This window comes from Pseudoduganella sp. R-31 (assembly GCF_049913235.1).
Taxonomy (GTDB): Bacteria; Pseudomonadota; Gammaproteobacteria; order Burkholderiales; family Burkholderiaceae_D; genus Rugamonas.
Genome location: NZ_CP183986.1, coordinates 5,672,459 through 5,686,514, shown reverse-complemented (window position 1 = coordinate 5,686,514; position 14,056 = coordinate 5,672,459). Strand labels below are relative to the sequence as shown.

General features: G+C 61.6%; 6 protein-coding genes. 3 read left to right on the top strand and 3 right to left on the bottom strand.

Features of this window, described 5'->3' with window-relative positions:
* Positions 1–81: 81 nt before the first annotated feature.
* The gene (locus ACN9MY_RS25900; RefSeq protein WP_426319074.1) at positions 82–1,713 is read left to right on the top strand and encodes a methyl-accepting chemotaxis protein; all 1,632 of its coding nucleotides are present in this window, start codon (positions 82–84) and stop codon (positions 1,711–1,713) included.
* Here the strand turns inward: ACN9MY_RS25900 and ACN9MY_RS25895 are convergent.
* Together ACN9MY_RS25895 and ACN9MY_RS25890 are read right to left on the bottom strand one after the other, a co-directional pair.
* Entirely contained in the window at positions 1,710–4,883 is a 3,174-nt protein-coding gene (locus tag ACN9MY_RS25895; RefSeq protein ID WP_426336342.1) for an alpha/beta hydrolase-fold protein, read from the bottom strand. The genes ACN9MY_RS25900 and ACN9MY_RS25895 overlap by 4 nt on opposite strands.
* Positions 4,883–6,706 carry a glycoside hydrolase family 13 protein gene (locus ACN9MY_RS25890; RefSeq protein WP_426336341.1) on the bottom strand — a complete coding sequence of 608 codons (1,824 nt, stop codon included), beginning with the start codon at positions 6,704–6,706 and terminating at the stop codon, positions 4,883–4,885. The genes ACN9MY_RS25895 and ACN9MY_RS25890 overlap by 1 nt, the downstream gene beginning before the upstream one ends.
* A 315-nt stretch (positions 6,707–7,021) precedes the next feature.
* Here ACN9MY_RS25890 and ACN9MY_RS25885 point away from each other — a divergent pair, with 315 nt between their 5' ends.
* Positions 7,022–9,751, top strand: coding sequence for a TonB-dependent receptor (locus tag ACN9MY_RS25885; protein WP_426336340.1), 2,730 nt, complete (start codon positions 7,022–7,024; stop codon positions 9,749–9,751).
* Between the two features lie 46 nt (positions 9,752–9,797).
* Here the strand turns inward: ACN9MY_RS25885 and ACN9MY_RS25880 are convergent, their stop codons facing one another.
* Positions 9,798–11,615, bottom strand: coding sequence for a M2 family metallopeptidase (locus ACN9MY_RS25880; protein ID WP_426164193.1), 1,818 nt, complete (start codon positions 11,613–11,615; stop codon positions 9,798–9,800).
* A gap of 92 nt (positions 11,616–11,707) precedes the next feature.
* On the opposite strand from ACN9MY_RS25880, the gene ACN9MY_RS25875 reads away from it, so the two are divergent.
* Positions 11,708–14,041, top strand: coding sequence for a TIM-barrel domain-containing protein (locus ACN9MY_RS25875; RefSeq protein WP_426336339.1), 2,334 nt, complete (start codon positions 11,708–11,710; stop codon positions 14,039–14,041).
* Positions 14,042–14,056 lie beyond the last annotated feature (15 nt).

Sequence of the window (14,056 nt, the reverse complement as noted above, 5' to 3'; positions counted from 1 at the left end):
GCTTTTGGTACTTTAGGGCGCATGATGACGATTGCAGTCCTGAAGGCATAATGTCGCCTTTTTACCAAGGGGAAACTAATCATGAACTTCGGCAATCTAAAGATCGGAGTGCGCCTGGCCTTGCTGGGCGCTTTCTTCATGCTGGCCTTGTTGACGGTCGGCTACCAGGGCTGGAGCGCCATCAGCTTCATCAAATCCAGCAATGCCCAGAGCATGCAGCGCTCGGTCGACCTGACCCAGGCCGTCGATACTGCGCGCGGCGCGCAGGTTGAATTCAAGATCCAGGTGCAGGAGTGGAAGAACATCCTGGTGCGCGGCCACGATCCTGCGCAGCTCGAAAAATATTCCGCAGCCTTCGTCAAGAGCGGCCAGGCTACCAACGCGGAGCTGCAGAAGCTGTCGGCCATGCTGAAAAAGCTGAACCTGCAGACCACGCTGGATGACGAAGCGATCAAGATGCACGAGGACCTTGGCAAGAGCTATATGGCCGCGCTCAAGCAGTTCGATGCGGCCAACCCGGAAAGCTACAAGATTCTCGACAAGGCCGTTGCCGGCATGGACCGCGCGCCAACCAAGAAGATCGACGAAATCGTGGCGTTCATCGATGCGCAGTCCAAGAAGAATGCGGAAGAAGCGGTGGCGACGGCGGAAGCGGCCAACCGCTCTGCTACCGTTACCCTGTTGGTGGTGCTGGTGGTCACGACGGTGATCGGTGCGGTCATCGTATGGTGGATCGTGAAGGGCATCACGCGTCCGCTGGACCAGGCGATCGATATCGCCAAGACGGTCGCGGCGGGCGACCTGAGCGTCGACGTGGACGTGCGCACCAAGGATGAAGTGGGCGAACTGCTGTCGGCATTGAAGCAAATGAGCGGCAACCTGTCCGATATCGTGAGCCGTGTGCGCACCGGCACCCAGACGATCGCCAGCGCATCGAGCGAGGTGGCGACCGGCAGCATGGACTTGTCGACGCGCACCGAGCAGCAAGCCAGTTCGCTCGAGGAAACCGCGTCGTCGATGACGGAACTGACCAGCACCGTGCGCCAGAACAATGAGAATGCGACCCAGGCGCGCAAGCTGGCCGACGAGGCTTCCAATGTCGCCGTGCGCGGCGGCGCGACCGTTTCGGAAGTGGTGCAGACCATGGGTGCGATCAACGAATCGTCGCGCAAGATTGTCGACATCATCGGCGTGATCGATGGCATTGCTTTCCAGACCAATATCCTCGCGCTGAATGCGGCGGTGGAAGCTGCGCGCGCCGGCGAGCAAGGCCGCGGCTTTGCCGTGGTGGCGGGCGAGGTGCGCAACCTGGCGCACCGCTCCGCTGCGGCCGCGAAGGAGATCAAGGAACTGATTGGCAATTCCGTCGAACGCGTGGAAGAGGGCAGCCGCCTGGTGGGCGAGGCCGGCGTCACGATGGAGGAAGTGGTCAACAGCGTGCGCCGTGTTACCTCGATCATCGGCGAGATCGCCGTGGCAACCGGGGAGCAGCGCGACGGGATCGAGCAGATCAGCGATGCCATCACCCAGATGGACAGCGTGACGCAGCAGAATGCGGCGCTGGTCGAGGAAGCCGCCGCGGCTGCCGAGGCCTTGCAGCAGCAGGCCGCAAGCCTGGAGGAAGCGGTGTCGGTGTTCAAGGTGCGCGAGACGTCAGGCGGCTCGCACATGAAACTGTCGGCAAGCCGCAGCTTGCGCGCCTTGCCGGCTTAAGGCGCCTTCTGCGGCGCGGCGCGGCCCGGTTTGCCGAAGAACCAGGCCAGCGCGGCATGCACGCGGCCGGCCCACGATTGCTCGTTATGGCGTCCCCCTTCGTCGACGAGGAATTGCAGGTCCCGGCCTTCGCGGTAGCCGTTCTTCAGCATGGCCTGGCGGAATGCTTCGCTGTCTTCCTGGCCGTCATAGACCGTTCCCACGTCGATGTAGAACCGGACCGGCATCTTCTTCGGCGGATGCTTCACTTCTTCCCGGTTGTTCCACCAGAAAGAGCTGGAGACACCGCCTGCCATCGAGAATATTTGCGGATAGCGCTGCGCGATGCCGATCGATGCCAGCCCGCCCAGCGATGAACCCATCACCGCCGTGTGCATGCGGCCGGGTTTGGTGCGGTATTGCTTGTCCACCCATGGCTTGACTGTTTTCGCCAGGAAGTCGGCGTAGGCGTTCAGCTTTCCTCCGCCATGCTTGGGGTCGCAACATGGTGTGTATTCGGCGATGCGATCGGTGGTGTTGTCGATGCCGACCACGATTACTTCCTCCATGTCGCCCTGGCGCACCAGGCGGTCCGCCACCTCGTCGATGTTCCATTCGGTGCCGTAGCTGGCGGTTGTGGCGTCGAACAGGTTCTGGCCGTCGTGCATGTACAGTACAGGATAGCGCCGCCTGGTGTCGCTGCCGTAGCTTGGCGGCAGATAGATGCGTAGCGTGCGTTCGTTGCCCAACCGGGACGATTTGAACTTTTCCACCAGCTGCAAGGTGCCGTGCAGCGGCGGTTTGCTTGCTGCCGGTGCTGGCAGGAGGCGTGCCGCCAGCACGTCGGCATCGTTGCGTGCGCCGCTTCTGCCGCCCGCGTCGGCGTAGCCGGCGTTGGCTTGCAGGCTGCTCATATTGTAGAAGGGCTGCAGTTCGAGCCGGTAGCTGCCTTGCTTCAGCGTGGCGGGCAGAGGAGTCGACCATGCCGGGCCGTTGGCAGGAGCGTTGTGCGGCATCTGGAGGACGCCTTCCGCCGCGACCGCACCGTGTTTGTCGCGCAGGCGCAGGAACTGCACGGCGTTGGTGATGCCGAGGTTGATCTGGTGGGCGTGGTTGTTGTAGCGAAGCTGGACGTAGTAGCGCCCGTCTTTTGTTGCGGTCACGCTGTCCGTCACGGCACTTGGCCCGGCCGTGCCGCTGGCTGGGGTGGGGCAGAGCGGCTGCGAGTGATGGCTTCGCAAGCCGGTGGCCGGGTAGACTGCTTCCACCGCATGGCAGGACGACGTTGCGGCCGCAGGGCCAGGCGCCCAACTGCCGCCGGTGAGCTCCGCGGCGACCAGTTGCCCGTCGCGGTACACGTTGAAGCGCGTGCCTTCTTGCGATCCCGCTCCCGGCGCGATGCGAAGGATGCCGGATTCTGCTTGCCGGACGAACGGTTCTGGCGGTGCAGTCGAAGCGGCCTCGCTGCCCGCGAAGGTGATCTGCTGCCGCCCAGGCACCAGCGTGCCCATTTCTATTTCAATCAGGTTGTCGTCGGCCAGTTCGTTCCATGCAACCGGGCCGCGCGCATCCTTGCCATTCAGCTTGCCGCCTGCCGGCATGTAATAGCCTTCGAGCGCAACAGGCGGGGGAAGCTTGATCCTGATATGCAGCCGCTTGCCGTGCAAGACCAGGCCGGACAGCTCGATCGCATCGCTGCCCGTGAACCACTCGCGCCGCAGCCGGGCGGTAATGAAGGGATTGATGTGCAGCCGCTCGGCATCGGCGCCGACGCCAAACACCTGCTGCACCACCATCCCAAGAAAGCCGCCCACAGACCAAAGCTGGCGGCGTGAATTGATGGCCGGCGCGGAAGGATCTCCGCCTCGCCACTCCATGTTCTCCATATTCGACAGATTGAGCGCCGCGCCCTGCAGCAAGCTGGCATAGGCGGCATCGGCAACGGCCACGTTTGCATACTGCGCAGCGGCCCTTAAGCCATAAGCTGTAACGAAAGGCCACAAGGCACGGTTGTGGTACACCGGCACGCCTGGCTGCTGCGGCCAGATGACCGGCGCGCCCAGCGGTCCGTGCGGATAACGGGCCAGTATCGACTGCGCCTGCCCGGCATCTGCCACGCCTGTGATGATGGCGAGCGACTGGCCAAGCCAGTCAAACTTGTGCATGGCGGCGCCGTCGAAGTGACCGGCGGCCAGGCTGCTGTACATGCCGGCGTCCTTGAGCCAAAGCCGGTCGTTGATCGCAATCTTCAAGCCTGACGCCCAACGCGCGTAACGCAGCGCCCCGTCGTTGTCGCCGGCATGCTGCGCCAGTTCTGCCGCCAGTGTGAGCGCCTTATAGTGGGCGACATTGGTCGACAGCGACTTGGACGTGGCCATGCTGGACAGGTCGTTGGGAATCCAGCCTGCATACGACTGTTCGCGCCAGTCAAGGAAGGACTGCTCGCCATTGTACAAGCCGCTGGCGGGATCGTAAGCGGCGATGCGGTCGTTCTCGATCGTGTTGCGCAGCGCCTGCAAGGCAGTGGCGGCGAATTTCGCGCGTTCTTCCTCCGGCAGCGACTTGAGCGTTTGCTCGGCGCCGAAGGCCCAGCTGACGCGGTCCGTACTGACAGGCCAGCTTCCGCCGCTGCCCGTGTCTTGCACGATCTGCAGGCCGTCTTCGCTGCCGGCCGCCAGCGGCGGCTTGCCGTTACGGTAGCCGGAAAGCTTGAACAGCAGGGAGTCGCGGCTGCGTTGAGGATCGAGCATCGCCAGGCCCAGGTTGGCAGCGTAGGACAAGTCGCGCGTCCACACGTAGTGCCATTTTTCGCCGGTCTCGAAGCATTCGCAAGCTATCGGCTGGCCGCCGTTGTAGCTGCCATCGCGGATGGCCTGCACCGAGTCCTGCTTCATTTCCGTCATCGCCAGCGCGAACAGTGCGTCGAAGGCCAGGTTGCCGCTGCGGACTTTGGGCGAGCCGGCCTGCTCGCTGAAGGCGATTGACTGGGGCGCATTGTCGCGCAGGGGCATGTTGGTGGACTGCGTGTAACTGCGCAGCGCCGCTTGCGCATCCGGCGTTGCAAAGCTGGCCTTGTAGCTGCCGAATGGTAGCTCGATGCTGGTATGTGCCAGTGCCGGGCCGCCCGCCAGCGCGCCCGCAGTTGCGAAGGCGACCGCGATGGCAGCGGCAGGCAGCGGGCGGCGCAGCATCACTGGACCTCCATCACGAGGACGGAACGGGCCGGAAGCGTGAACTTGCCCGCCAGCGGAATGCTGCGGCCAGTGATGATGTCCGTGCCACTGCGTACGCCGTCCAGCATTTCACGGAAACGGTCCGCATCCAGCGTCACATCCTTTGCGTTCTTGTTCAGCGCGACCATGACCTTCTGCTTGCCGTCATGACGGAAGTAGACATACGTATCCTGTTCCGGCCCGTATTGCATCATCTTCCCGTGCTGGACCGCGCTGGAAGTCTTGCGCCAGTTGGCCAGCTTCTTCACGAAGGACTGCATGTCGCGCTGCTCCGCGCTCAGGCCTTCGCCTGTAAAGGCATTCACTTTGTCGCCTGCCCAGCCGCCTGGCATATCGTGGCGGTAAGATGAATCGTCGCGGCCTTTCACGGTGCTCGGCATCAGGATTTCAGTCCCGTAGTAGAACTGCGGGATGCGCGGCACGGTCAGCGTAAAGGCCAGCGCCATGCGCAGCAGGGCAGGGTCGCTGTTCGCCATGCTGAAGCTGCGCGCCAGGTCGTGATTACCTTCGAACAGTACCAGATTGGACGGGTTGGGATAAAGGTAATCCTGCGCCAGCGTCTCGTAGACGTCGTACAGGCGGTAGGTGCCGTCCGTGTCGCCCAATGCCTTGCGCAGCACGTCGTTGAGCGGGAAGTCCATCATGCTGGGCGCGTTCAGGGCCTGCCAGCGGGCCACGATAGGAATCCGGGTGCTCCATTCCTCGCCCACCATATTCAGCTTCGGATATTCCGCCCGCACGCGCTTCGACCATTCAGTCAGGAAGGCGGTATCGGAGTAGCCGTAGGTATCCACGCGCAGGCCGGACAGGCCGGCGTACTCGATCCACCAGATATTGTTCTGGATAAGATAGTTCGCCACAAACGGATTGGTCTGGTTCATGTCCGGCATATGCGGCCCGAACCAGCCCTGGGTGAAGTTGCGCGCGTCTTCCTTGCTGCCGTACGGATCGACGCTGGCAACGCGGTGGTGCGCGGTCGGCGTGTACTTGCCGTCGTAGCTGAGCCAATCCTGCATCGGCATGTCTTTCATCCACCAGTGGCGGCTGCCGATGTGGCTCAACACGACATCCTGGATCACGCCGATGCCGCGCGTGCGCGCCTGTGCCACAAAATTGCGGTAATCCTCATTGCTGCCGTAGCGCGCGTCGATCTTGTAATGGTCGGTTGCCGCATAGCCGTGGTAGGAGTGGATATCCTGGTTGTTTTCCACCAGCGGCGTTGGCCACACCTGCGTGAAACCCATGTCCTTTATATAGTCCAGGTGCGCGGCCATGCCTGCCAGGTCGCCGCCGTGGCGGCCGTTGCCCTCGGCGCGGTTGGCCTTGTCCGGCATGCCGGCCATGTTGTCGTTGGCTGGATTGCCGTTGGCGAAGCGGTCCGGCATGACCTGGTAGATCGCGTCGGAACTGTTGAAGCCCTGGCGCTGCGCCGAACCGGGCGTGCGCGCCAGCAGTTGGTAACCATATGTGAGGCTTTGCTTGCCCGGCGCGGCGAAGCGGATGTCGAAGCGGCCAGGCGCCACGTCCGGCGCCAGTACCAGGTCGATGAAGAGGTAGTTGCGGTTGGCCACCCGGCTCACGCTCCCGATCCGCACGCCCGGATAGTCGATCGTTGGTTCCAGGTCCGCCACCTTTGGCGCATTCACCATGAGTTGCAGCTTGGGATTCTGCATGCCGGCCCACCAGAAAGGGGGCTCCATATGCTGGACAGTTGGCGGGGCTGCATGGGCGGCTTGCAGTAGGGCAAGGCCAAGCAGGGCGGCGAAAGCGGTCTTCTTCATGAAATCTCCGGTCTGGACGTCTTATGGGCCCGACAATACACCGAAATTGACTGTAGTTCTACTACACATGAATATGTCTAAATTTGTAGCCGAAATACAACGTGCTGGCTCCGAGTGGCAGAGAGAAGCCGCTGGGAAAGGCAGAAATACACAGGAATGATGATGGTCATTCATTGACACCAAATCTAGTTTTAGTACAGAATCCGCCTCAGAGCGTCCGTAAGAGCGTTCGCTTTCCAAGGATTCCCGTGTAGTCGAAATAAACCGGTCTGTGTAGGTTGCGGGAAAGAATGTTTAATGAGTGAGGGGACTTTGATGACTATCTTCGCCAACAAGCGAGGCAATACCGCTTTCCGACTGAGTCCGGTTGCGGCTGGGTGTGCTGTATTTGTATCCGCCTTCGCGGGCTCTGCGTACGCACAGACCGCCACCGCCGCCGGCCAGGCAGCTGACGCGCCGATGCAAACTGTGACCGTGTCCGGCATTCGCCGCGGTATTGAGGACGCGATCTCCGTCAAGAAAAACGCGACGTCCATCGTCGAGGCCATCTCCGCCGAAGACATCGGCAAGCTGCCTGATACCTCCATCGCCGAATCCATCGCCCGCCTGCCAGGCCTGGCCGCCCAGCGCGTTGCCGGCCGTGCGCAAAACATCGCGGTTCGCGGCTTGTCCCCGGACTTTGCTACCACCCTGCTGAACGGCCGCGAGCAAGTGTCCACCGGCGACAATCGCAGCGTGGAATTCGACCAGTACCCGTCTGAGCTGATCAGCGGCGTGACCATTTACAAGACTCCTGATGCAGGCATGATTGGCCAGGGCCTGTCCGGCACCCTGGACCTGCAGACCGTGCGTCCGCTGGCCTTTGGCGGCCGTACCGTGTCCATGAACGCCCGCATGGAAAAGAATTCGATGGGCAGCATCGCTGACACCAACTCGCGTGGCGGCCGCTTCAGTGCAAGCTATATCGACCAGTTTGCCAACCGCACCATTGGCGTGGCGATCGGCTTCGCGCACCTGGACTCCCCAGTGCTGGCGCAGGAAACCGGCCTGTACGAGCCGTGGAAGAAAGAGTCCCGTCCAGGCGTGCCTGCCGGTACCAACGTCACCGACGGCCTCAAGTCCCTGGCACGCAGCGGCTACAACAAGCGCGATGGCCTGATGGGCGTGTTGCAATACCGTCCAAACAAGAACTTCACTTCGATGATCGACGTGTATGCTTCGCGCTTCAAGCACGAAGACACTGCCAATCAGTTCGAAGTAAACATCAGCGGCTACAATGGCACCACCACGCCTATGTCGTTTACGGGCGTCACCACCAACAATGGTTCGTTCGCCACCGGCACCGCAAACAATGCGTATCCGCTGGTGCGCGGCATGTACACCAAGCGCAAGGACGATATCCGCGCCATCGGCTGGAACAACGAATGGAAGATGGATGGCTGGTCCCTGGTGGCTGACCTGAGCCGCTCGACCGCCAAGCGCGATGAACTGAGCTTGGAAAACAACCTGCAGATCAGTAACGCGGCCGGCAATCCATTCCTGGATTCCGTCGCCCTGTCGCTGGGCACCGGCGGTTTCCCGACTCTGAAACCGGGCCTCGACTACAGCAACCCGGCCAACCTGTACGTGCGTAACACCATCTACGGTTCCGGCTACGGCAAGACCCCGCACGTGGAAGACGAGCTGAACGGCTTCAAGCTGGCAGCCAACATCCAATCGTCCGGCGCCCTCGAGAAGTACTTCTCGAGCTTCGATATCGGCGTGCACTACTCTGACCGCAGCAAGGAGAAGCACCAGCCGGAAGCAAGCATTAACCTGGCAGGTGCGCCTTCGACCATTTCGTCGGACCTGATGTACAACTCGGTCGACCTGGGCTTTGCCGGAACGGGCACCATCCCTGCATGGAACGTACCGGGCGTCGTGGCCAAGTACATGACCTTTGCACCGACCGAAGACAAGAGCTACCTGATCGCCAAGGCTTGGACCGTGAATGAGAAGATCACCACGACCTTTGCCAAGGCCAACATCGAGCACGAACTGGGCAATGTCAGTCTGCGCGGTAACGTCGGCGTGCAAGTGCAGCGCACCGACCAGTCGTCCGACTCCAAGTACTGGGACGGCACAGCACCTGCCGGCCAGGAAGTCAAGCCGGTCCACGACGGCAAGACCTATACCGACGTGCTGCCAAGCCTGAACCTGGCGTTCCAACTGCCGAACGACCATACCGTGCGCATGGCCCTGGCCAAGCAGATCGCCCGCCCACGTGTTGACCAGTTGCGTTCCGCGTTGGACTTCAACGTCGGCACCAACGACTTCAAACCAGGCGGCAGCGGCGGCAACGCCCAGCTGGATCCGTGGCGCGCCAAGGCCTTCGACCTGTCGTATGAAAAATACTTCGGCAAGAAAGCCTACGCAGCACTGGCATTCTTCTACAAGAAGCTGGATACCTACATCTTTACCGAGACCCGTACCCACGACTTCTCGCAGCAGATCCCTGGCACCAACGCGATTACCCCGTTCGGCAACTACACCGCTCCGTACAATGGCAAGGGCGGCAACATGAAAGGCCTGGAGCTGACTGCTTCCCTGCCGCTGAACATGGTGACCCCGGTACTGGACGGCTTCGGTGTGAGCGGCAGCTACTCGTACAACGACAGTGCGATCACCATCAAGGAGCCTAGCGCCAACCTGGGCCAGACCATCATGCTGCCAGGCCTGTCGAAGCACACCAGCAACCTGACCGTGTATTACGAGAAGGCCGGCTTCGAGACTCGCCTGAGCCAGCGCAAGCGTTCGGACTTCGTGGGTGAGATCGGCAACTTCGCCGGCGAGCGTTCGCTGCGCTATGTGGTTGGCGAGAACATTCTCGACTTCCAGATCGGCTACAGCTTCAACGAAGGCATGTTCAAGGGCATGGGACTGGTGCTGCAGGTGAACAACCTGCGTAACGAGGCCTACGAGACCTACAACGGCAACCGCAACCAGCAACTGGAATACCAGAAGTATGGCCGCACCATCCTGCTGGGCGCGAACTACAAGTTCTAAGCATCCAGGGGTAGAAAAAACGGGGGCCGAGGCCCCCGTTTTTGTATTACTTGGCCTTGGCGGCCAATTGCTTGTTCTGCTCGTCCAGCCAGACTTTCAGCGGGGCGAAGTAGTCGAGCAGGGCCTGGCCGTCGATGCGGTCTTCGCCGGTAGCTGCTTTCAGCGCTTCAGGCCATGGCTTGGAGGTACCCATCTCCAGCATGCTCCACAGCTTCTTGCCGGCTTTTTCGCTGCCGTAGATCGAGCACTGGTGGAGCGGGCCGGTGTAGCCGGCTTCCTTGCACAGGGCGCGATGGAACTGGAATTGCAGCAGGTGGGCCAGGAAGTAGCGGGCGTAAGGCACGTCGGCTGCAACGTGGTACTTGGCGCCGGCGTCGAAGCCGTCAGCCAGCATCGGCAGCGGGCGCTTCACGCCCATGTACTGCTCGCGCAGCTGCCACCAGCTCTTGTCGTAGTCCGCAGGCTTGGTCTTGCCGCTGTAGACGTCCCAGCGCCATTTGTCGACCGAGTAGCCGAACGGCAGGAAGGCAACCTTGGCCAGGGCGCGCTTCAGCAGCACGCCGATGTCGGCGTTCGGGTCCGGGTTTTCGTTCATCAGGCCGACCTTCTTCAGGTAGCTCGGGGTGATGGACAGTGCAATGGTGTCGCCGATCGCTTCGTGGAAGCCGTCGTTGGCGCCGGTGCGGAACAAGTTCGACTGGTTCTTGTACGCCAGGTCGTAATAGATATGTCCCAGCTCATGGTGGATGACGGCGAATTCTTCTTCGGTCGGGCGGATGCACATCTTGATGCGCACGTCGTCCTTGCCGTCAAGCTGCCATGCCGAAGCGTGGCACACCACGTCGCGGTCGCGCGGTTTTTCCAGCAGGGAGCGCTGGTAGAACGATTCCGGCAGCTTGGGCATGCCCAGCGAGGTGTAGAAGCGCTCGCCGTATTGGACCATTTCCTTGGCGCTGGTCTTTTTCTCTTCCAGCACATTGGTCAGGTCGAACTTGGAGGCGCCGGAGGCAGGCATCAGCAGCGGGTAGATGTTTTCCCAGCTCTGGCTCCACATATTGCCGAACAGGTGGGCCGGGATTGGGCCGGTCAGCGGAACCTGGTCCGGACCGTAGGTTTCGCGCAGCTTGTAGCGGGCGTAGGTGTGCAGCGAATCGTACAGCGGCTTCACTTGCTGCCAGATGCGTTCCATCTCGGCCGAGAATTCCTCCGGCTTCATGTCGTAGCCCGAGCGCCACAGGGCGCCGGTGTCGGCATAGCCCATTTCGCGCGCGCCCTTGTTGGACAGTTCAACGTAGTCGGTGTACAGCTTCTTGTAGGAAGGCGATTGCATGTGCCAGCCGTTCCAGGCGTCCAGCAGGACTTTAGGATCGCGGCTGGTGGCCAAGGTCTTTTCCAGTTCGCCCAGGGCCTTGCAGTTGTCCGGGGTCGGGCAGTACTTGGCCTTGCCGTACGCGCCATTCAGCTTGGCGTTGGCGTCGGCGTAAGCCTGGCGCTCCTTCGGATCCGGCAGCATCAGGGTCAGTTGCAGCAACTTGATCTTGCGCGCTTCGTCGTCCGCCAGCTTGACGCCGTTAAAGCGGCGCGCTTCCAGGGCAGCCTGGCCGGACGCGTCCAGTTGCTGTTCGCCGAAGTAGGCGGTCAGCGCTTCGGTATCGTCGGTAATGAAGTTCTGCGCAACCCAGGCGGCCTTGTTGGCATCGTTGCCCAGCTTGTCGAATTTCTCTTCAGTCTGCGCGATGAACTTCTTCGCTTCGGCAGGAGTGCCTTTGGCTTTTTTTGCGGCTGGCGCGGCGTGGGCGAAGCCCGCTGCCAGGGCCAGGCCGAGGGCCAGGACCATCGGTTTTTTCATAGTCGTTTTATTCAATTCATTCTCCTCTCAGATAAAACTGCCCGCTAATATATCACCCCATGAAACTAATTAAATTTGCAATATTGGCCCTTATTAGCCAGGCTGCCATGGCGCAGAACGCGGATCGCCATTTCTTATCTGCCGCGAAAAGCGGCAATGTCCTGGAAATCGGCACAAACGATGGCAAATACATCATCAAGCCTTACTCCGCGGCTGTTGTGGAGACCACCTTTGTTCCAAAGGGGGAAGTGGCGGACGCGGTGTCGCACGCGGTAGTGCTGCCGCCTGCCGTTGTGGCCAGCACGCTGCGCGACGAAGGCGGCGCACTGGAATTCGCCACGCCGGGCATCACGGTGCGCGTGGAAAAGCAGCCGTTCCGCATCAGCTACTTGTATAAAGGCCAGCCGCTGGTCGCCGAGAAGCGCGGGTATCGCCGCGAAGGCGGCCTGGAAGCGATCGAATTTGCGCTGGACGGCGATGAAGCCCTGTATGGCGCCGGCGCACGAGCTACAGGCATGAACCGCCGCGGCAACCGCTTCCAGTTGTACAACCGTGCCCACTACGGCTATGAAGCGCGCTCGCAGCTGCTGAATTTCACTATTCCGATGGCGCTGTCCTCGAAGAAGTACGCCATCCACTTCGATAACCCGCAGATTGGTTACCTGGATTTCGATAGCAGGAAAGACGGTACGCTGTCCTACGAAACCATTGGCGGCCGCAAGACTTACCAGGTGATCGCCGGCGAGCAATGGGAAGACGTAGTCGCCAACTACACCAGCCTGACCGGCCGCCAGCCCTTGCCGCCGCGCTGGGCCTTCGGCAACTTCGCCAGCCGCTTCGGCTACCATACGGAGGCGGAGACGCGCGCCGTGGTCGATAAGTTCATCTCCGACAAGATCCCGGTCGATGCGGTGGTGCTGGACCTGTACTGGTTCGGCAAGACCGTCAAAGGCACCATGGGCAACCTGGCCTGGGACAAGGAGAGCTTCCCCAATCCGAAAGGCATGATGGCCGACCTGGCGGCAAAGGGCGTGAAGACCGTCGTTATTACCGAACCATTTGTGCTGACCACTTCCACCCGTTGGCAAGAGGCGGTCGAGCGCCGCGTGCTGGCCACGGATACGCAGGGGGAGCCATATAAATACGACTTCTACTTCGGTAATACCGGCCTGGTCGACCTGTACCGCCCGGAAGGGCGCGACTGGTTCTGGAATATCTACAAGGGGCTGAAAGAGGGCGGCGTTGCCGGCTGGTGGGGCGACCTCGGCGAGCCGGAAGTGCACCCATCCGCGCTGCGCCACGGCAGTCATGGCCAACTCGGCGCGGACCAGGTCCACAACATCTACGGCCACGACTGGGCGCGCCTGATCGCGGAAGGCTACAAGAAAGACTTCCCGAAGGAGCGCCCCTTCATCCTGATGCGCTCCGGTTACTCGGGCTCGCAGCGTTTCGGCATGATCCCATGGTCGGGCGACGTGCAGCGTAGCTGGGGCGGCCTGCAGTCGCAGATGGAAATCGCGCTGCAGATGGGCATGCAGGGCCTGGCCTATATGCACTCCGACCTGGGCGGCTTTGCCTCGCCGATGCTGGACGAAGAACTGTATGTGCGCTGGCTGCAGTATGGCGTATTCCAGCCGGTCTTCCGCCCGCACGCGCAGGAGGAAGTTCCGGCCGAACCGGTATTCCGCACCGATCGCACCAAGTCGCTGGCGCGAGAGGCGATCCGCCTGCGTTACGCCATGCTGCCTTATAACTACAGTGCAGCCTTCGACAACAGCCAGACCGGCCTGCCGCTGATGCGCCCGATCATGTTCGAGGGCGGCGACAACGCCGTGGCATCGACCTACCTGTGGGGCCGGGACTTCCTGGTGGCGCCTGTTACCGAGCCCGGAGCGCAATGCAAGGAAGTCAATTTCCCGGCATCGGCCGGGATCTGGTTCGACTTCCATAGCGATGCCGCGCACAAGGGTGGCATCAACGAGGTGGTGCCGGTGGCCGCCGAACATATCCCGGTATTCGTGCGCGCCGGCGCATTCGTGCCGCTGGCTAAGGTGGTGCAGACCACGCGCGACTACAACACGAAGCAGATCGAGTTGAATTACTACTACCACGCCACAGCCGGCGCCTCCAGCGGCAAGCTGTACGACGACGACGGCGCGACCGCCAATGCCTACGAACAGGGACAGTACGAAATCGCTCACTTTGCCGGCGCTGCATCGGCAAACGGTTTCGAAATCGGCATTGAGACCGAAGTGGGCAAAGCATGGCAGCCGGTCAGCCGCGTCTACGCGCTCAAGGTCCACAATATAGCGAGCCGTCCGCGCAGCGTGAAGCTGGATGGCAAGGCTGTCGAGGCCCGCTGGGATGCCCGCAGCCACACCCTGCGACTGGCGCTGCCGGCAGGTAGTGCAATGAAGGCAAAACTGTCTGTTGTTTTGTAGCCTGACTACAAAAGC

Excerpts from the sequence above, each read along its gene's own strand:
- ACN9MY_RS25890 (WP_426336341.1), bottom strand. The coding sequence starts at position 6,706 with ATGAAGAAGACCGCTTTCGCCGCCCTGCTTGGCCTTGCCCTACTGCAA.
- ACN9MY_RS25885 (WP_426336340.1), top strand. The coding sequence starts at position 7,022 with ATGACTATCTTCGCCAACAAGCGAGGCAATACCGCTTTCCGACTGAGT.
- ACN9MY_RS25875 (WP_426336339.1), top strand. The coding sequence starts at position 11,708 with ATGGCGCAGAACGCGGATCGCCATTTCTTATCTGCCGCGAAAAGCGGC.
- ACN9MY_RS25895 (WP_426336342.1), bottom strand. The coding sequence starts at position 4,883 with ATGCTGCGCCGCCCGCTGCCTGCCGCTGCCATCGCGGTCGCCTTCGCA.
- ACN9MY_RS25900 (WP_426319074.1), top strand. The coding sequence starts at position 82 with ATGAACTTCGGCAATCTAAAGATCGGAGTGCGCCTGGCCTTGCTGGGC.